16 protein-coding genes are annotated in these 19,623 nt (G+C 67.9%); 10 read left to right on the plus strand and 6 right to left on the minus strand.

What is annotated here, in order from left to right; translation table 11 throughout:
• Positions 1-57: 57 nt before the first annotated feature.
• Both B0F77_RS16475 and B0F77_RS16480 read right to left on the minus strand, forming a co-directional pair.
• On the minus strand, positions 58-2,304 hold the full coding sequence (locus B0F77_RS16475; RefSeq protein WP_086663780.1) for an ATP-binding protein: 2,247 nt from the start codon (positions 2,302-2,304) through the stop codon (positions 58-60).
• A gap of 28 nt (positions 2,305-2,332) precedes the next feature.
• Entirely contained in the window at positions 2,333-4,540 is a 2,208-nt protein-coding gene (locus B0F77_RS16480) for a GH92 family glycosyl hydrolase (RefSeq protein WP_086663781.1), read from the minus strand.
• Between the two features lie 79 nt (positions 4,541-4,619).
• Between B0F77_RS16480 and B0F77_RS16485 the strand changes: the two genes are divergently transcribed.
• The 9 genes from B0F77_RS16485 (at position 4,620) to B0F77_RS16525 (ending at position 13,592) form a co-directional block, all read left to right on the plus strand.
• The gene (locus tag B0F77_RS16485; RefSeq protein ID WP_086663782.1) at positions 4,620-4,928 is read left to right on the plus strand and encodes a hypothetical protein; all 309 of its coding nucleotides are present in this window, start codon (positions 4,620-4,622) and stop codon (positions 4,926-4,928) included.
• 98 nt (positions 4,929-5,026) lie between these two features.
• Positions 5,027-5,278 carry a hypothetical protein gene (locus B0F77_RS16490; RefSeq protein ID WP_086663783.1) on the plus strand — a complete coding sequence of 84 codons (252 nt, stop codon included), beginning with the start codon at positions 5,027-5,029 and terminating at the stop codon, positions 5,276-5,278.
• A 213-nt stretch (positions 5,279-5,491) separates the two neighbouring features.
• Complete coding sequence (locus B0F77_RS16495; protein WP_086663784.1) at positions 5,492-6,475, plus strand: LacI family DNA-binding transcriptional regulator; 984 nt, start codon at positions 5,492-5,494, stop codon at positions 6,473-6,475.
• A 29-nt stretch (positions 6,476-6,504) separates the two neighbouring features.
• Positions 6,505-7,503 (plus strand): class I mannose-6-phosphate isomerase, encoded by a 999-nt coding sequence (locus B0F77_RS16500; RefSeq protein ID WP_245848264.1) that lies wholly within the window; start codon positions 6,505-6,507, stop codon positions 7,501-7,503.
• The gene (locus B0F77_RS16505; protein WP_086663786.1) at positions 7,500-8,264 is read left to right on the plus strand and encodes an ATP-binding cassette domain-containing protein; all 765 of its coding nucleotides are present in this window, start codon (positions 7,500-7,502) and stop codon (positions 8,262-8,264) included. Before B0F77_RS16500 ends, B0F77_RS16505 begins: the two co-directional genes overlap by 4 nt.
• Positions 8,264-9,298 (plus strand): ABC transporter permease, encoded by a 1,035-nt coding sequence (locus B0F77_RS16510; protein WP_086663787.1) that lies wholly within the window; start codon positions 8,264-8,266, stop codon positions 9,296-9,298. The genes B0F77_RS16505 and B0F77_RS16510 overlap by 1 nt, the downstream gene beginning before the upstream one ends.
• An 18-nt stretch (positions 9,299-9,316) precedes the next feature.
• Complete coding sequence (locus B0F77_RS16515) at positions 9,317-10,291, plus strand: ABC transporter substrate-binding protein (RefSeq protein ID WP_086663788.1); 975 nt, start codon at positions 9,317-9,319, stop codon at positions 10,289-10,291.
• A gap of 216 nt (positions 10,292-10,507) precedes the next feature.
• The gene (locus B0F77_RS16520) at positions 10,508-12,043 is read left to right on the plus strand and encodes an alpha/beta hydrolase (protein WP_086663789.1); all 1,536 of its coding nucleotides are present in this window, start codon (positions 10,508-10,510) and stop codon (positions 12,041-12,043) included.
• 13 nt (positions 12,044-12,056) lie between these two features.
• A complete protein-coding gene (locus tag B0F77_RS16525) occupies positions 12,057-13,592 on the plus strand; it encodes an alpha/beta hydrolase (protein ID WP_086663790.1) in 1,536 nt (511 codons plus the stop codon).
• Here the strand turns inward: B0F77_RS16525 and B0F77_RS16530 are convergent.
• The 4 genes from B0F77_RS16530 to wecB are packed head-to-tail and all read right to left on the minus strand — an operon-like array spanning position 13,577 to position 17,947.
• Positions 13,577-14,260 (minus strand): hypothetical protein, encoded by a 684-nt coding sequence (locus tag B0F77_RS16530; RefSeq protein WP_086663791.1) that lies wholly within the window; start codon positions 14,258-14,260, stop codon positions 13,577-13,579. The two genes, B0F77_RS16525 and B0F77_RS16530, sit on opposite strands and share 16 nt — an antisense overlap.
• 14 nt (positions 14,261-14,274) lie before the next feature.
• A complete protein-coding gene (locus tag B0F77_RS16535) occupies positions 14,275-14,889 on the minus strand; it encodes a hypothetical protein (protein WP_211293834.1) in 615 nt (204 codons plus the stop codon).
• An 11-nt stretch (positions 14,890-14,900) separates the two neighbouring features.
• The gene (locus B0F77_RS16540; RefSeq protein WP_245848266.1) at positions 14,901-16,694 is read right to left on the minus strand and encodes a DUF2334 domain-containing protein; all 1,794 of its coding nucleotides are present in this window, start codon (positions 16,692-16,694) and stop codon (positions 14,901-14,903) included.
• Positions 16,691-17,947: a non-hydrolyzing UDP-N-acetylglucosamine 2-epimerase gene (wecB, locus tag B0F77_RS16545; protein ID WP_086663792.1), complete on the minus strand. Its 1,257-nt coding sequence runs from the start codon at positions 17,945-17,947 to the stop codon at positions 16,691-16,693. The genes B0F77_RS16540 and wecB overlap by 4 nt, the downstream gene beginning before the upstream one ends.
• A 347-nt stretch (positions 17,948-18,294) precedes the next feature.
• Here wecB and B0F77_RS16550 point away from each other — a divergent pair, with 347 nt between their 5' ends.
• The gene (locus B0F77_RS16550; protein ID WP_086663793.1) at positions 18,295-19,617 is read left to right on the plus strand and encodes a glycosyltransferase family 2 protein; all 1,323 of its coding nucleotides are present in this window, start codon (positions 18,295-18,297) and stop codon (positions 19,615-19,617) included.
• Positions 19,618-19,623: the final 6 nt, after the last annotated feature.

The raw sequence follows: 19,623 nt of genomic DNA on the forward strand, positions 1-19,623 counted from the left end.
GCCACTGGGCGTGAAGTCATCCGGATGAACCGCAGCGTTACGTCTCAGTTGGGCCGGTCAGTTCGACTGGGCCCAGGCCACGAGCTGCGCGCGAGTCGAGAGGTCCAAGGCCGCTTTCACGTTGTGCACGTGCGATTCCACGGTCCGGTGGGAGATCCCGAGCTTGGCGGCGACCTGCGCGTTCGTCATTCCCTGCGCCACCAGCTCGACCACCATCCGCTGCCGGTCGCTGAGCACCGGGTCCCCGACGATCTCCTCGTCCAGCGCGGTTTCCAGGGCGTGCCGGACGTCCATCGCCTGACCCGCGGTGAGGGCTCGGTCGAAAGCCGCGCGGGACAAGGACTCCCGCGCGAGGTCCAGTGCGGCGTCCATCTTCCGCTGCCACCACGGCTCCGGCGGAACACCCCACGCCGTGCGCATCTGCCGGCACGCGGCCAGCAGGCGCACACCGAGTTCGTGCCGCCCTGCCAGCATCGCGACCAGGCCACGACCCTCGACCGACTCCGGCACCGCGCGCGGCAGGCTCGCGGACATCCGCGCGCTCTCGGCGAACCGCGTGCCGGCCGTCGTCAGGTCCCCGCGCTCCAACGCGATGCAGCCCGACGTGTGCACAGCAGCCGCCACGACGTCCGGCCGCGCATGCGCTCTCAGCACCGGCAACGCGCCTTCGACCAGGACGCTCGCCCCGTCCACGTCGCCCTGGGCGAGCAGCAGCCAGCCGAGGTTCTGACTCGACACCGCGACACTCACGTCGTTGCCGTTGCGTACGCCGTGCTGGATCGATTGGCGCAACGCCCATGTCGTGTTCGGCGCGTCTCCCGCACCGTCGTAAGCGCCCGCCAGCGTGCGGAACATCCGGCACATGATCAGGTCCTGCCCGCTGGCCTCCGCGGTGTCGACCGCCTCGATGGCGTACTTCACGGCTTCGTCGTGGCGTTCCTCGTGGCTTGCCAGCAGAGACGCGTACTCCAGCGCGAGGATCCGGTAGCGGGTGTCGGCGGGTGACCGGTGCAGCACCTGCATCAGCACCGCGCCCGCCTGGGTGTAGTAACCGCGGTCGAAGCACACCCGCAGCAACATCGTGGCGAGCATCAGCCGTCGTTCGTCCTGCGGTGCGACCAGATGGGCGAACGCGTGCGCCACGTTGTCGTACTCCTGGTGCAGCGCCTTCAACTGCTCCGGCGCCAGGATCGACGACGCGACGCCGGGTTCGCCCTTCTCGCACAGCCAGGCGATGATCCGTTCGGCGGTGACCTCGTACTCGCCCTGCTCCCTCAGCCGTTCCTCCGCGTAGAGCCGGACCGATTCGAGCATCCGGAAGCGGCCGTCGTTCTCCCGCGCCACCAACGACTTCGCCTGCAACGCCGTGAGCAGGCCGATCACCGGAGCGCCGTGCACGACCTGGGCGATCTCCAGCCCGAACCCGCCGGGCAGCGGCGCGAGCCGGCGGAACAACTCCTTCTCCGGCGTGGTCAGCAGGTCGTGACTCCACGCGATGGCCGCGCGCAGACTCTGGTGGCGCGCCTGCTCGCCGGCGTCGCTGAGCAGGTCGAGCCGGTGGTCGAGGCGGCTCGTGAGCTCGCCCAGCGGCACCGACCGGGAGAGCTTCGCGGCCAGTTCCACGGCGAGCGGCACACCGTCCAGCCGGGCGCAGATGGCGGCGACCAAGTCCTGGTCACCTGTCGTGCCAGCGCGTTCCGCGAAGAGCCGGACGGCGTCCTCGTCCATGCCGTGCAACGGGTACACGGCCTCACCGATGGCCCTCAGGGCTTCCCGGCTCGTGGCGAGGACCTGCACGTTCGGGCAGCGCGACAAGAGCGCGTCAACGATGTCACAGCACTCTTCGACGAGATGCTCGCAGTTGTCGACGAGCAGCAGGGTTCTTCGGTTCGCGAGTTCGTGCAGCAACGTGGTCCTGAGCGCGACCCCCGCGTGCTGGTACACCCCAACGGCTTCCGCGAACGCCTGCACGACCTGGCCTGGCCGGCTCAGCTTGCCGAGCTCGACCGTCCGCACCTCGGTCCGCTTGGCGCGCTTCGCGAGCTCGACCGCCAGCCGCGTCTTCCCGACCCCGGCCGCGCCGACGAGGGTGAGCATCCTGTGCTTGCGCAGCAACGGAAGCAGCTCGGCCAGCTGGCTTTCCCTGCCGACGAACACGTCGCCGTACCCGGGTACCTCCGCGACCACAGTGGACGTACCCGCGGAGCGTTGACGATAGGCACGCTGACGGCACGCGTTCGAGCAATACCGCGCCCGCGACGGCAGGGGCGCGAAATCGCTGCCGCAGCTCGCGCAGGTGCCCATCCCACGAGCCTACGACCGTTTTGGCGTCTCAATTGGAAAGTGTGTGAAGGTCGACCTCGATCGTGGTCCCCGACCGCAGTTCGGCGAGCTCGATCCGATCCTTCGCCTTCCCCAGCCACCCACTCCGAACCCGCTCCACCACCTGCGTTTTCGTGGTGTCGGCGGCCTCAGCTTTGATCACGATGTCCTTGCCGTTCTCCAGATGGATCACAGCCCTTGCGTACCTGGGCGCGTGTGACACGAATTCACCGGTTCCCGGCACCGCGGGGTACATCCCGAGCGCGCTGAACACGTACCAGGCCGACATCGTGCCGAGGTCGTCGTTGCCCGTGACGCCCGCCGGTCCGTTGACGAACAACGTCTGCGCGGCCCTGACGACCACCGACGTCTTCTCCGGCTTGCCGATGAGCGCGTACATCCACGGCGCATGCAGGTCCGGCTCGTTGTTCGGGTTGTACCTGAACTGGTTGTAGTAGTCGTAGGGCCCAACAACCCATTTCTCGCGAACGGTCCGCGCCGGATCCGTGAGCAAATCTGCGTAGGCGAAGAAGTCGTCGAGCCGCGCCTCGGCCGCCGCCTTGCCACCGAGCGCCGTGATCAGGCCGGGCACGTCGTGCTGGGCGAGCCACTGGTACTGCCAGGCCGTGCCCTCGTGAAACCCCTCCGGCCCCTGCGGGGTGAACGGGGTGAGCCACGCCCCGTTGTCGAGTTTCGGTCGCGGGAAGCCGGTGAAGCCGCGGTCGGTGACGCTGTGGTCCCACAGGTTGCGGTGGTTGAGCCCGCGCTTCCTGAGTCGCTCCGCGTCTTCCTTGTGACCGAGCGCCTCGGCCATGATCGCGAGCGTGGCGTCGGCCAGCGCGTACTCGAGGGTCGCGGACGCGCCGTGGTGCGGGTCGGTGTCCTGGCCCTTCTTCGGGAAGCGCTTGTCGTACTGGACGAAGCCGTTCCTGAGGTAGTTCGGATTGCCGGACCGGCCCTGGAACCTGGAGCTTCCGGGCGGGATGCCGTCCACGTTCTGAAGCAGGGCTTGGTACGCCTGTTCTTCCCGGTCCTTGAGGTGACCGAACCGCCACAGGTCCACCAGGAACGGCGTGACCGGGTCGCCGGTCATGCAGTTCGTCTCCTGGTTGGCGTACGCCCAGCGCGGAAGCCAGCCGCCCTGTTCGTGGATGGCGAGGACGCTCCTGGCGATGTCCTTGCTTCGTTGCGTGCGGATCAGCGCGAGGAGCTGGTTGTGGGCACGGTAGGTGTCCCACAGCGAGTAGTACTCGTAGTAGGTCCAGCCGTCTGCCGTGTGGATCTGGTTGTCGAAGCCGCGGTACCGGCCGTCGGCGTCGCTGCCGGTCAACGGCTGCAGCAGCACGTGGTACAGCGCGGTGTAGAAGACCGCGCGTTCGTCCCAGTCCTCCGTCTCGATCTCGATGCAGCACAGCTCTTTCCGCCACGCGTCCTGCGCGTCGTTGCGGATCTCGTCGAAGGTCTTGCCGGTGGTTTCGGTTGTCAGGTTGCCGGTTGCGCCTTGTTCGTCCACTTGGGACAGAGACGTGTACGCGGTGACCGGACCCGGTTCGAACGTGACCCAGGCCCCCCGAAGCCCGGCGCCGCCGACTGATTCGCGTTGCCCCGGCCTGGGTCCGCCCGGCGTCCAGGTGCCGAACTCCCGGAACGGACGGTCGAACCTGGTGGTGAAGTAGGTGGTGTACGGCCGGCCGCCGCAGAACGCCTGTGTCTCCACGGTTCCGGTGATCGTGCGGTCGTCGAGGACTCGGATGCCGCTGGCCGAGACCGGTTCCTTGTCGTTGGCCTGGCCCACGTTGATCAGGAGTGTGCCGTTGACGCCTGCAGGGAACGTGTACCGCTCGACACCCGTTCTGGTGGTCGCGGTGCATTCGACGGTGATGTCGCGGTCCAGCTTGACCTTGTAGTAGCCGGGTTTGCCGATCTCGCCGTCGTGGGAGTAGCGGGTGGCGTAGCGCTTGTGGTCGAAGCTGCCCGGGAGTCGCGTGACCGGGAGGATCGGGACCAGACCGCCCTGTTCCCAGCAGCCGGCGCCGGACAGGAAGAAGTGCCCGAAGCCCCTGATCTGCTGGTCGTCGTAGCGGTAGCCGGCGTAGTGGGAGCCGATCGGGCTGGAGTGCGTCTTGCCGAAGGGCATGGACGCGCCGGGGAACGTGTTGCCCTCGTCCTTCGTACCGATGAACGTGTTGACCGACTCGATGGGGTCCAGTGCGTCCACGCCTCCACCCTAGTTGGGAAGCCGGAGTGGTGGAGGGTTCAGACGGGTGGCCGGTGAGCATCAGAGGAAGATGACTGGCGTGAGTGACACCCCTGAGAACGCGTGGAGGCCGCGGCGCGAGCGCCTCGACGGCCTCATCGACAGTGCGCGTGCTCAAGTCGCCACCGAAGGACTGCAGCTCCTCGTGGACGTCGATCCCGTGGAGGAACCGAGCCCCGCCGCAGTCTGGCACTGGCACTTGACCTGCACCGCCGGCAACGTTGAGATCGACGTGATTGCATCGCAGGACCCGGCGAGGTTCTCGATCGAGGACGGCAGCGGTCGGTTCGAGATCGAGGCCGACTCGGCCACGTTCCCCGAAGTGCTGGCGCGGCGGCTTCTGCGGTAGCTCGCGATCCCGGCGAACACGCTCGCGTCGATCCTGCGCCGGGTTCGCCCCGGCACGGTGATCGCGCTGTCGCCGTGGCCTGCACGCGGGACTCAGCGATGCTGGCTCTCGCAGAGCCCCGAACCATCCACCTTGCCGACGGCGCCGGGGAGTCGGGCCCGCTGACGTTTGTCGACGCTCCTGAACTGGTGGCTGCACTGGCCGCACTGCTGCCGAGATCTCGGGTGCTCACCCTGCCCGAGCTGAACGGCCCGTTCGACGCCGCGACTTGGTCCCACATCTCGTCGAACGACATCACCTACTGGCGGTCGAGCACCCTCGGCGAAGCGCTCTTCAACTACTGGGACTGACGAGCCTCCGTCACCGAATCCACCTGGCGAAGATCAAGACCACCCGGCGTCACCTGTCCTGTTCCGGATTAGGCAAGTGCGGAAACGAAGCGACCCTTGACCGGTTCCGGAACGGTTGACAAGGCCGTAAAGGCGGGGTGAGATACGGCCACTATGACAACGTTGTCCCCCAGCGGACCGATCGCCGGTCAGCGCAAGGTACGTCGCGCGACGATGAACGACGTCGCGCGGCTTGCGGGCGTGAGCATCAAGACCGTCTCGCGCGTGGTCAACGACGAACCGGGCGTGCACCCGTCCACCGCCGAACGCGTGTTGGCAGCCATCGACCAACTCGGGTTCCGGCGGAACCTGAGTGCCCGCAACCTGCGCCGCGGCTCGTCCACCGGCACGATCGGGCTGGTGCTGGAGGACGTCGGCAACCCGTTCTACTCCGGCGTGACCCGCGCTGTCGAGGAAATCGCGCGACTGCGGGGCAGACAGGTGATCTCGGGGTCGTCGGACGAGGATCCCGGCCGGGAACGCGAGCTGGCGCTGGAGTTCTGCAGCCGCCGGGTCGACGGGTTGCTGATCGTTCCGGCGGGGCTGCAGCACAGCTATCTGGTGCCGGAGATGCGCGCGGGCACGCCCGTGGTGTTCCTGGACCGGCCCGCGGGCGACGTCGTGGCGGACACCGTGCTGGTGGACAACATCGGTGGCACGGTCGAGGCCGTCACCCATCTGGCCGCACACGGACATCGCCGCATCGCGTTCCTCGGGGACGCGCCGGACATCTTCACCGCCAACGAACGCCTGCGTGGTTATCGCGAGGGCTGTGTGCGTGCGGGCATCGGGTACCACGAGGAGCTCGTGGCGATGGGGCCGCACGACGAGAGCAGCGTGGCGACCACGTTGCAACGGCTGCAGAACCTGCGCGAGCCCGCGACGGCGATCGTGGCCGGCAACAACCGCATCACCGTGCACATCCTGCGCTCGCTCGCAGGCACCACCGAACGCCCTGCCCTGGTGGGCTTCGACGACTTCGAGCTCGCCGACCTGTTGTCGCCGCCGGTGACCGTGATCGCGCACGACGCGAGCGCGCTCGGCAAGGCGGCCACGGATTTGTTGTTCGCCCGCTTGGACGGCGACAACTCACCACCGCGCCGCGTCGTGCTGCCGGTGCGCTTGGTGCCACGAGGATCCGGGGAGGTCCACGCGTGAGTTCTGGTGTGCTCCACCAGCCTGTCAACTTGCCCGCCAACCAGCCGAAGCAGTTCTACCGCGGTGGTGAGGCGATCGCCGCACTGCGCGGTGGCACCAGCGGCGACTTCGGCCCCGAGGACTGGGTGGCGTCCACGACAACGCTGTACGGACGCAGCGACGCCGGGTTGACAACGTTGCCGAACGGCGTGCTGCTGCGCGACGCCGTGGAGGCGGACCCGACCGGATGGCTCGGCCCGGAGCACGCGGCGAAGTTCGGCGCGGACACCGCGTTGCTGGTGAAGCTGCTCGACGCCGGCCAGCGCCTGCCCGTGCACTGCCATCCGTCGAACGCCTTCGCGTCCTCACACCTGAACTGCCGCCACGGCAAGACGGAGGCGTGGATCGTCGTCGGCACTACCGGCGCGAACCCGACCGTCTACATCGGATTCCGCGACGACGTGCCGGCGGAGACGGTCGCGGACTGGGTCGCCACGCAGAACACCAAGGCGATGCTGGACGCGCTGAACCCGGTGTGCGTGCGGCCCGGCGACACGGTCTTCGTGCCCGCCGGGGTGCCGCACGCGATCGGCGAGGGCGTGTTCATCGTCGAACTGCAGCAGCCCACGGACTTCTCGGTGACGCTGGAGTGGCAGGGTTTCCTCGCCAACGGCGACATCGGTCACCTCGGCCTCGGCTACGACGTCGCACTGGAGTGCGTCGACCGGCACGGCTGGGGCGGCCGGCTCGACAGGCTGGTGCACCAGACGTCCGAGAAGTGGGCGCCGTCGGTCGACCTGCTCGGCCCCGACGCGAACCCGTTCTTCCAGGCCGACCGCCTGCACGTGGAGGGTTCCTTCGCACTGGAGCCGTCGTTCGCCGTGCTGGTGGTGCTGGAGGGTGCCGGCCAGCTCGGTGAGCTGGAGGTGCACCAGGGCAGCACCGTCGTCGTGCCGCACGCGGCCGGCGAGATCGGGCTGACCGGTGACCTGGTGGCGATCCGCTGCCGACCGCCCGTACTGTCCACAGTGGAGGATGTGTCGCCATGAGCGAGCCGTTGCTGGAGGCTCGTGATCTCACGAAGAACTACGGCACCGTGGAAGCTCTCCGCGGTGCCTCGTTCACCGCCTATCCCGGCGAGGTCGTGTCGCTCATCGGCGACAACGGCGCGGGCAAGTCCACCCTGGTGAAGTGCCTGTCCGGGGTGGAGCAGCCGACCAGCGGCACCCTGCTGTTCGACGGCAAGCCGCTCGTTCTCGACTCCCCCAACGACGCCCGCGACCGGGGCATCGAGACGGTGTTCCAGGACCTCGCGGTCGCACCGGACCTCGATCCGGCCGCGAACATGTTCCTGGGCCGGGAGATCCTCAAGCCCGGCGTCCTCGGGTTCCTCGGGGTGCTCGACAAGAAGGCCATGCGCAGGCAGGCGGCCGAGCACTTCAGCCGGTTCGGCGCGACGCTGCAGAGCATCGACGTGCCGATCGCGGCGCTGTCCGGTGGACAACGTCAGTCCGTCGCGGTCGCACGGTCGGTGGCGTGGGCGTCGAAGCTCGTGTTCATGGACGAGCCGACCGCCGCACTCGGTGTGGTGCAACGGGAACGCGTGCTGGACGTGATCAAGCGCGTGCGCGACGAGGGCATCGCGGTGGTGCTGATCTCGCACAACATGCCCGAGGTGCTGTCGGTTTCCGACCGCGTCGAGGTGCTGCGCCTCGGCCGTCGCGTGGCCCGTTTCAAAGCCGCGGACACCACCGTGGAGGAGCTGGTCGGCGCGATGACCGGCGCGCTATCGCAGGAGGACGCGGCGTGATGACCGACGAGAAGACAACGTTGTCATCCTCGACGGACGAGCGGCGCACCCCGTTGCTCAAGCAGCTAACCGGCGCCAACACGCTGTGGATCGGCCTGGTCCTGCTGGTCCTGGTCGCGGTGTTCGGCGCGATCCGCCCGGACGCGATCTTCCAGGTGACCACGCTGCAGTTCCTGCTCGCGGAAACCGCCGTGCTGCTGGTGCTCTCGGTCGGCATGACGTTCGTGATCATCACGTCCGGCATCGACCTGTCCGTCGGCTCGGTGCTGGTGTTCGCCAGCGTTTCCTCCGCGATGGCGATGAACGCGGTGTCCGGCGGGGACGCGACGAACGCCGGCTGGGGCGTGATCGCGTTCGGCCTGCTGGTCGCCGTGGTCAGCGGCGCGGTGTGGGGTCTGCTCAACGGCCTGTTGATCTCCCGCGCGAAGATCCCGCCGCTGATCGTGACCCTGGGCTCGTTCGGCGCGGCGCAGGGCGCGGCCCTGTTGCTGAACAACGGTTCCAACGTGTCCGGCATCCCGGACCGGCTGAACCGCACCTTCGGCTCCGGCACGTGGTTCGGCATCCCGAACATCGTGATCGTGGCCGCGATCGTCACCGCTCTCGGCGCGCTTCTCCTTTCCACGACCCGTTTCGGGCGCTACACCTACGCGGTCGGCTCGAACGAGGAGGCGGCCAGGCGCGTCGGCATCTCGGTGCGCGGCCATCTCACGAAGGTGTACCTGCTCGCGGGCGTCCTGGCGGGCCTCGCGGGCTTCATGGGCAACGCGTTCTTCCGGGTCGCGGTCGTCACCGGCCACGAGACGGACAACCTGAACGCGATCGCCGCCGTCGTCCTGGGTGGTACCAGCATCTTCGGCGGCCTGGGTTCGGTGCTGGGCACGGTCTTCGGCGTGTTCATCCCGGCGGTGTTGGAGAAGGGCCTCGTGATCATCGGGGTCGAGGAGTTCTGGCAGCCGATCGCCGTCGCGATCGTGCTGGTCGCCGCCGTGTGGCTGGACCAGACACGGCGACGGGCGCGCAACCAACGTTGAGGGAAGGATGCTGGACCAATGAAGATCCGCTCCGCAGTGGCTGTCACCGCCGCGTTCCTGCTCACCGCATGTGGCGGAGGCGGGCAGATTGGTGACTCGGGTTCGGGCAACTCGGCCGCGAACAAGAAGCTGGTGCTGATTCCCGGCATCGCGGCGGAACCGTTCTACATCTCCATGCAGTGCGGCTTCGAGGAGGCCGCCAAGGCCGCGGGCTACGAGGCCAAGACCCAGGCACCGGCGAAGTTCGACGCGGCCCAGCAGACCCCGATCGTCACCGGCATCCTGGCCGACAGGCCGGCGGCGGTGCTGATCGCGCCGACCGACGACAAGGCCATGGCCGGCCCGATGAAGCAGCTCAAGGACGCCGGTATCAAGGTCGTCGAGGTCGACACCAAGCTCCAGGACACCTCGATCGCCTCGTCCACCATCTCGTCCAACAACGAGCAGGGCGGCAAGCTCGCCGCCGAGACGCTCAACAAGCTCACCACCGGCAAGACGGGTTCGGTGCTGGTGCTGAACACCAAGGCCGGCACGTCGACCACGGACGCCCGCGCCAAGGGCTTCGAGGAGGCCATCAAGGCCTTCCCGAACCTCAAGTACATCGGCCAGCAGTACACCGACAACGAGCCCGCCACCGCGGCCTCGAAGGTGACCGCGACGCTGGCCGCCAACCCCGACCTGATCGGGGTGTTCGCGACCAACCTGAACACCGGTGAGGGTGCCGCGACCGGCCTGCGCAACGCGGGCAAGACCGGTGCGGTGAACCTCGTCGGGTTCGACGCCTCGCCCAAGCAGGTGCAGGACCTGCAGGCGGGCACGGTTCAGGCGCTGATCGCGCAGGACCCCGGCACGATCGGCAAGCAGGGTGTCGAGCAGGCCCTCGCCGCGATCGACGGCAAGGAGAACAAGCGGAACATCGAGACCGATCTCGTCGCCATCACGAAGGCCGACGCGGACGCCAACTCGAAGTACTTCTACAAGCAGTCCTGCTGATCCGATGCACTCAAACGATGAAGGGACCCTTCATCCACCTGACGTGGATGAAGGGTCCCTTCATCGTTGAATGACGTACGTCATCGGGGTTTGCCCGGGTCGGCGTAAGACCAGAGTTGTACCCGGTTGTCTCCCAAAGGCCGATGTTCCCGCACCCGTAAAGCGATGAGCTGAGGGTGCCGCCCGGTTTCGGGCGGTAGGAGGGGGAACAACCGAATGCACCGCAGAAAACTGGCGGCGGCACTGGCCGTGGCCACCTCGGCGAGCCTGCTGATCGCCCCGCAGGCCCAGGCTCAGTCGACGCACGCGTCGCAGGACATCAAGTGGCAGAAGTGCTTCGACACACCGCCACCCGGACTGCCGCCCGGCAGCGAACGCCTGGAGTGCGGCAGCTTCACCGCGCCGATGGACTGGAACAACCCGAACAACGGCAAGACCATCACCATCGCGGTCAGCAGGCTCAGGCCCAAGACGGGCACCGCGAAGTCCACGGTCTTCACCAACCCCGGCGGGCCCGGCGGTCCCGGCCGCACGCTGCCGCTGATCTACCTCGACCGGCCCAAGCTCAGCGAGAACGCCGACATCATCGGCATCGACGTCCGCGGCACCGGTGCCAGCAGCAACGTCACCTGCGGGAACGTCGACACCGTCGGCGTCACCGATCCGCGTGACCGCAGCAAGGCCAACCTCGACCTGCTCTACGGCGCCATCGAACTGCAGGCCAAGTTCTGCCAGGCCAAGTCCGGCGAGTTCGGCAGGTACGTCACCACCGACCAGACGGTGAAGGACCTCGACCTCCTGCGCCAGCTCCTCGGCAAGCAGAAGGTCAGCTGGCTCGGCTACTCCGGCGGCACCTGGATGGGCGCCTACTACGCCACGTACTTCCCGAAGACGCTCGACAAGATCGTGCTCGACTCCAACGCCGAGTTCACCGGGCCGTGGCAGCCGGTGTTCGACGACTGGGGCATGGGCTTCGAGCGCCGGTTCCGCGTCGACTTCCTCCCGTGGGTGGCCAAGTACGACAACGTCTACCACCTCGGCAAGACCGGCGAAGAGGTGCGCCAGGCCTACGAACGCACGCGTGCCAAGCTGGCGCAGCAGCCCGTCACGCGACCGGAGGGCGTCTACTACCCGGTGACGCTCGACTACCTGTTGCGGGGCGCGCTGTACAGCAAGGACTCGTTCGCGGGCGCCGCGCAGACGCTGGCGGAGCTCGCCGGTGCCGTGCCCGCGCAGCTGAAGGCGCAGGCCAGCTATCCGGACGCCCAGTCCGGCACCGCCTACGCCATCGTCTGCAACGACACACCGTTCCGCGGTGACCGCAAGTACCTCGAGCGGGACGCCGCCCGGGACGGGGCCAAGTGGCCGCTCGTCGGCTACTACCAGATCATGGCGCCCTGCGCGTTCTGGGACCGTCCGAACGTGAACCTCAAGCGTCCCACCGGAATCGGTGTCGCGCCGTCGTTGATGGTGCAGTCGGTGCGCGACCCGGCGACGCCGCTCGAAGGCGCGCAGAAGGCACACCGGAACTTCAACAATTCGGTCCTTCTCACCGTTGAGGACGAGGGCGACCACGGCATCTACGGGCTCGGCAACAAGTGCGTGAACGACATCGTCGAGCGCTACCTCGTCGACGGCGTCACGCCCGCGAAGGACCTGACGTGCCCAGGGGTTCCGCTGCCCGCGCCCGGCGAGGCCGCGCAGAAGTCGCTCACGACGGCACGGCAGTACGCCACCCAACTCGGTTGGTAGAAGGGGGAAACGCATGTACCGCAAGAGAATCGCGGCGACTTTGGCCGCGGTGACGGCAACGTCCCTGCTGATCGCACCCCAAGCTCAGGCGCAGTCGGAGTTCGCCACCCAGGAGATCAAGTGGCAGAGGTGCTTCGACCCGGTACCGCCGGGCTTCCCGCCCGGCGCGGAACGGTTGGAGTGCGGCACCTTCACCGCACCGATGGACTGGAACAACCAGAACAACGGCAAGACCATCACCATCGCGGTCAGCCGCACGGTTCCGAAGAGCGGCAAGGCGAAGACGGCGGTCTTCACCAACCCCGGTGGCCCCGGCGGTGAGGGACGCACGTTGCCGCTGGTCTACCTCAACCGGCCGAAGCTGAGCGAGAACGCCGAGATCTACGGCATCGACCCGCGCGGCACGGGCGCCAGCAGCAACGTCACCTGCGGCCTGTTCGACACGCTCGGCTCGACGGACCCGCGCGACCGCAGCAAGGCGAACTTGGACCTGATCTACGGCGGCATGGAGCTGCAGGCCAAGTTCTGCCAGACCAAGTCCGGCGAGCTCGGCAGGTACATCACCACCGACCAGACGGTGAAGGACCTCGACCTGCTGCGTCAGGTGCTGGGACGCAAGAAGGTCGACTGGCTCGGTTACTCCGGCGGCAGCTGGATGGGCGCCTACTACGCCACGTACTTTCCCAAGACGCTCGACAAGATCGTGCTCGACTCGAACGTCGACTTCACCGGGACGTGGCAGCCGGTGTTCGACAACTTCGGCATGGGCTTCGAGCGGCGCTTCCGCGTCGACTTCCTCCCGTGGGTGGCCAAGTACGACAACGTCTACCACCTCGGCAAGACCGCTGAGCAGGTGCGGCAGTCCTACGAACGGACGCGCGCGAAGCTCGGACAGCAGCCCGTCACGCTGCCGGAAGGCACGTACTACCCGGTCACGCTGGACTTCGTGCTCATCCGGAGCCAGTACAGCAAGTACGCGTTCGACGGCGCCGCGCGGAAGCTGGCCGAACTGGCCGGTGCGCTGCCCACGCAGCTGAAGGCGCAGGCGAGCTACCCGGACGCGCAGACCGCCACGCTGAACTCCATCCTGTGCAACGACACGCCGTTCCGCGGTGACCGCGGGTACCTGGAACGCGACGCCGCCCGGGACGGGGCCAAGTGGCCGCTGATGGGGTACTACCAGATCATGGGCCCCTGTGCGTTCTGGGACCGGCCGAACGTGAACCTCAAGCACCCCAACGGCATCGGCGTCACGCCGACGCTGATGGTGCAGTCGGTGCGCGACCCGGCGACGCCGCTCGAAGGCGCGCGCAGGTCGCACGCCGGGTTCGCGGGCTCGCGGATGCTGACCGTCGAGAACGAGGGTGATCACGGCATCTACGGGTTCGGCAACGACTGCGTCGACGACATCGTCGAGCGCTACCTCGTCGACCGCGTGACGCCGTCGAAGGACCTGACCTGTCCCGGTGTGCCGCTGCCCGAGCCGGGTCAGCAGCAGGCCGGTGTGCTGGAGCAGGCGCGGAAGCTGGCGGCTCAGCTCGGCTGGTAGCACGCGAACAGGGCTGCGGCGGACGGGAACGACCGCCGCAGCTCGTCCGCCTCTTCCCGGGTGATCGGCCACGCGGAACCGTTGCGCACCAACCCGAGCACGTGCACGCGGTGCCAGCCGGGTCCCATGGACCACTCGGCGTACCGCGTTCCGTCGTCTCCGCCCCAGGTTCGCAACACCCGCTGCAGCACGTGGTCGACGACGGCCCAGTAGCGGTAGCGGCCGTCCGCCGGCGCGCGGTTGAGGCGCGTCACGACCTCCTCCAGCTCGCGTGCCCGCGCCTCGCCGATCTCGATCCGTCTCTCGCCCTCGAACACGCAGGGGCCGACCACCCGCCAGCGGTCGCTGACGAACGTCCTCTCCGCGAGAACGCCGTTGGCGTCGTTCCACAGGTGTGCGAGCCGCAACGGATCGTCGTTGTCGTCCAGGAACGCGTAGTACCGGTGCTCGACCCGCACCGGGCGCGGAACCCAGGACACCAACAGGTGGTCCAGCACCTCACCACTGACCGGTTCGCCGAGACGCCACTGGCGACCGGCGGGCAACCAGTCGCGGTTTTCGTCGTAACGCTCGAACCGGCGGCTCCCCTCCGGTCTGCGCAGGAGCAGGAACGGGTCGGTGACCTCCGGGTGGAAGTGGTTCACCACCGCGAAGTAGCGGTCTCTCACTGCGGCTCCCAGCCTCAGCCCGGCTGGCGAACCTCCAGCACGGCCTCGGAAAACGTCGTGTACCAAGGACTTTCGGTGAACTTCGGCCCGGTCTCCTCGCCCAGGTAGAGGTCGATGTGCCGCTCGCCGCCGAGCCCCGGCGTGAACTCGTCGGTGATCTCCCACGACGAGGCCGCCAGCTTCTGGCAGACGGTGTGGTCGACGTTCGCGCCGTCCGGCGTCAGTCCACACGAGACCAGCTTGATCCGCGAGCCGGTCTTCAGTCCGTCGGCGGCCGCGGAGACGAAGGGCCTCAGGGGCTTGCCGAACGAGTCACGGGGCTCGGAGTCGAGCCAGTAGCCCTTGTCGTGGGACCAGTTCAGGTACCGGCCGGAGGCGGTCCGGCCGGTACCCTCGTCCTTCACCGCCTTCGCGAACGACTGCGGGAAGGTGCCGAGCAGGTCGTTGCCGTTCTCGCAGTCGATGACCTGGCACCCGCGCACGGGCACCGATGGTCCACTGTGGAACGACTCGACCGCCGTGTAGTAGACGGTGACCTGCCAGTCCTCGTCCGTGCCACCGGGTGCGGGCGGGCCGGCCGGACCGGCGGAACACCCGGCCAGGATCAGCACCGTCCACAACCAGCGCACAGAACCTCCTGTCAGCCCGCCATCACCGTGCCGACGGACACGAACGTGTAGCCCGCGCTCTTCAGCCCGTTGACGGTGTCCCGCAGGTACCCGGTACCGAGGTACGGGTGGTAGAAGAAGCTCGCGACACCATCATCGACCACCTTGAGCTGGTTCGCCGTCTTGATCAGGTCGGCGGGCAGCCGGGCGGGGTGGTTGTTGAACGGCTCGGGCTCGACGTTGCCCACCGCTTCCGGCGCCACGACGGAGCCGTAGATGTCGCGGACCAGGTACGGGAAGTACTGGCCGTAGATCTTGTCGTACTGCGGCGTGCCGGTGCCGCACGCGCCGTTCGGGCAGTATCCGGCGAAGTACAGGCCACGGTCGTAGCGCTTGCCGAAGTTCTGCTGGATCACCTCGTAGTCCGCGGCGGACGCGGCGTAGTGCGGCGGCTCGAAGATCGTCGGACGGGGGAACCCGGCCTGAGCGAACGCCGTCGTCGACGAGTTGATCCTGCCCTGCGCCCACGCCGCCGAGTCGCCCGGCACCGGACCGTCGTAGATCACGCTGTTGTTGGCGTCGACGTGAGCCGTGTAGAACTCGAAGTCGTTGCCGCTGACGCCGTCGTACGGGTTGATCAGATTCCCGAACTGGTGCGTGTAGCCGTGCATCAGGATCGTGCCACCGCGGTTCTGCATGTACCGCAACGCGTTGATCACGTCCGGGCGCTGCGCCAGCGTGTAGGACTCGGCCACGCCGTTGTTCTCCACGCCGTACGGGTTCTCGTACCTCGAGTACGCCGCGATGCTGAACGGAATCCGCTGCCGGTACAGGTAGTCCGCGATCGCACGCAGCTCGGACGGGTCGGCGTCGGGGCCGACGTCCTCGATGCGCACCAGGGCCCGCTTGCGGTCGGCCATCGCCGGGTTCGACACTCGCGAGATCAGGTCGGCCGCGGCCAGGTAGCGGTCACCGTGGTCGACGTAGCTGAACGGGATCTCGCCGATGTAGGTGAGGTTCTTCGCCTTGGTCGCCCAGTTGATCGGGCCGTACGCCGAGCCGTTCGCGACTGCGGGCGCCGACGCGATCGCCGGGTTGGTGATCTGCGTGATCATCAGGCCGGACGGGGTCGCGAGCGAGCTGCGGCCGAGGTCGGTGTTCTCGTACCGGACCGTGGTCGCGGCACCGAAGTCGAACTGGACCCAGTTCCAGCCGTACGTCGTGCTGAAGCTGGGCGCACGGGCGGTGAGCTGCCAGATGTTGTGCGCCATCCACAACACCGGCTTGGTGGTCGCCAGCACGTCGTCGAGGAACGCCACCGGAATCGGCTCGTCGTAGGTCGAGCCGATGTAGATCACGCCGGTGTAGCCGGACACCTCGCCGGCGGTGTAGGACGCGACCGGGTGCATGACGTAGGAGCTGCCGTGCGAGACGAGGTTGCCCGCCTGCGCCGCGTACGCCTCACCGAGCCACGCCCACGGGCCGGTGCTGTCGTAGAGCACCAGCGTCTTCTGCCCAGCCTTCGCCCCCGGTGCGCCGCCGCCGTTCGAGCCGGCCGCGGCGGCGGTGGACGTGGCACCGAGCGACAACGACAGGGACAGCGGTCCGAGCACCGTCGTGATCGGCTTGGGGTCCGCCGTGAGCTTGGTGAAGCGGGTGCTGGTCGTCGACGGCTTCGTCCGCGGCGTCGGCGGCGCGGGCAACACGTTGTCGACGAGCTCGCCGAGGTGCAGGTCGAGCGAGAGGTCCGCCTGTGCGGCGGGCACGGGGACCATCGAGGCCGCCAGGAGGACCCCGACAGCCAACTTGAGTAGTCGGCCTTTCATGCCACATCCACCTCTCCCGACATGCGCACGGTCGCGCTGCCGGTGTAGGGAGCAAACTCAACGGGTCGCTGCTGCTGCAGGCCCAGCAGCCAGGCCAATGCCTGTTCGGTGCGCACGGACGCGAGCCCGTCGCCGAACGGGTTGCCGTCGGCGGTCATCGCCTCGCGTGCGGAAGGGTTGTCGAGCAGGCGCACGGTCAGCGAGGTGATCCGCTCGCGGTCGGTGCCGACGAGCACGGCGCAGCCCGCGGTGACGGCCTCCATCCGCTCGGTCACGTCCCGCAGCACCAGCGCCGGCACGCCGAACGACGGCGCCTCCTCCTGGATGCCGCCGGAGTCGGACAGCACCAACGTGCACTGCGCGAGCAGACGAGCCATCTGCGCGTACGGCAACGGGTCGGTGATCGTGACGCGGCCGACTCCGCCCAGCACGTCCAGCACCTGCCGGCGCACGGCCGGGTTCGGGTGCGCCGGGAGCACGACCTCGACGTCGGGCCTGGCCTCGACGATGTCCGCCACCGCGCGCAGCACGCGGTCGAGCGGCTCGCCCCACGACTCGCGCCGGTGCGTCGTGACCAGCACCAGACGGGACTGTCCAGCCTGGACCCGGTTCTCGATCTCCTGGAGCCGGGTGTCACCGTAGGGAGCGCGGCGGGCGGCCACGTCGAGCACGGCGTCCACCACGGTGTTGCCGATGGTCAGGACGTTGTTGCCCCGCAACGACTCCGCGGCGAGGTGCGCGGCGGAGTCGGCGGTCGGCGCGAGGTGCAGCGAGGCGAGCTGGCCGACCATCTTGCGGTTCCCCTCCTCGGGGAACGGCGAGGTCAGGTCGTGCGAGCGCAGGCCGGCCTCCAGGTGCACGACCGGGATCTGCTGCCAGAACGCGGCGAGCGCCCCGGCGAGCGTCGTCGTCGTGTCGCCCTGGACGAGCACCGCGCTCGGCGAACGTTCGGTGAAGAGCCGGTCGAGTTCCTCGATCAGCTGGCTGGTCAGCTCGGCCTGCCCGCCCGTGACGCGGTTCAGCTTGAGCCGGACGTCGGCGGCGAAGCCGAACGACTCCAGTGCCTGGTCGACCATCTCCGGGTGTTGCCCGGAATTCACCAGCACCGGCCGGATGCGCCCGCCGACGAACATCGCGGCAGCGACCGGCGCCATCTTCACTGCTTCCGGGCGAGTTCCCGCAACCAGGAAAACCTCGGGAACCGCGCCCCGATCGAACTGCCTAGGGCCGGGCACCAGGGCACTTAGTCCCATCTTTTACCTCTTTGGACTCTTCAGGCACGCGCGGCGAACGTGCGCCATCACAGGTAGCGACTAGATGGTCGCTCACAATCAATTGGTACCCGCTCCGCACAGGTACCGCCATATCGGTGATTAGCTTTACGAACTTCGTGTAACGGCGCTGCATTCGTCCCCGATATGGCCTGTTGACGCTCTGCTTCACCAGCCCTTACTCTCGCCTCGAACACCAGCTCCCGGCCTTGATGTCTGGTATCTCGCACCAGCCCAGCGCATCGTTACCAGGAGTCAGCAATGCCTCAACTTCACATCCGGTGCGCTGTCGTTGCCAGCGCAACCGCTTTTGTAGACAGGTTTGTGTCATGACCGACACGACACAATTCGCGACGTTCATGCTCGTCTTGCTCGTGTTTTGGCCCAGTTACAACCTGGTGCTCGCACTGTTCGTCTGGTGGCGGCCGAAACCGGGTGGACCAGAAGTTCCTTCCCGACATCCCCTGCAGTACTGGATCATCATTCCGGCGTTGAACGAGGAACGCGTTGTAGCTAACACAGTGCGTTCCGCGCTCGCGTTGGACGGCGCCCGCACACCGGTCCAGGTCGTCGTCGTGGACGACGGCTCGGACGACCGCACGCCGCACGTGCTGGCCGAGATCGACGACCACCGGCTGCACGTGCTGCGCCGCGACCCGCCGGAGGCCCGCAAGGGCAAAGGTGAGGCGCTGAACCACGCGTTCCGCTACATCCGGGGCCTCGCCGAGGAGGCCGGCACCGTGCACCGCACGATCGTCGGCGTGATCGACGGCGACGGCCGCGGCGAGCCCGGCATGCTGTCCGAGATCAGCGCGTACTTCGCACAACGCGGCGTCGGTGCCGTGCAGTGCCGTGTGCGCATCCACAACCGCACCAACCTGCTGGCGTTCCTGCAGGATCTGGAATTCAGCTGCGTTGTGGACGCCTCACAGTCGTTGCGCGACGTCCTCGGCACGGTCGGGCTCGGCGGCAACGGCCAGTTCGTGCGGCTCAAGTCCTTGATGGACCTCGGCGACGCGCCCTGGTCCGCCTGCCTGGTCGAGGACCTGGAGCTGGGCCTGCGCGTGCACCTGACCGGCCAGCGCATCCGCTACGCCACGCACGCGACGATCACCCAGCAGGGCCTGACCGACGTGCAACGGCTGCTGCGCCAGCGCACCCGCTGGGGCCAGGGCAACCTGCAGTGTCTCGGGTACGTGCCGAAGCTGATCAGGGCGAAGCACGTGGGATCCGTCGCGCTGCTCGAGTTCCTGCAGTACCTGCTGACGCCGTGGCTGGTCGCGCCGATGACGTTGCTCATCACCGCGTTGGTGGGCATAAACTTCTACGCGCAGTTCAGTGGCCACAACATCGGCGCGTTCACCGCGAACGGCTCGAACGCCTTGCTGGCGCTGGGAATCTGGCTCGTGGCGTTGGTGCTGCCAGGCTTGATCTGGGGTGTGGTGCATCGGCTCAAGCACGGTGACGAGCCGCTGTGGCGGTGCCTCGCGGTCGGCCTGGCCTACCCGCTCTTCCTGATCCTGGGCTCGATCTCGACGTTGCGCGCGCTCTACCGGCACTTCGCCGGGCGCAACTCGTGGGCGAAGACGGAACGGCTGGCGGAGAAGGAAGTTCCGGCGGTCAGCGCGAAGCCGGTGCCGAAGATCGCATAGCCACAA

The sequence above is a fragment of the Lentzea kentuckyensis genome (assembly GCF_002150765.1).
GTDB classification, from domain to species: domain Bacteria; phylum Actinomycetota; class Actinomycetes; order Mycobacteriales; family Pseudonocardiaceae; genus Lentzea; species Lentzea kentuckyensis.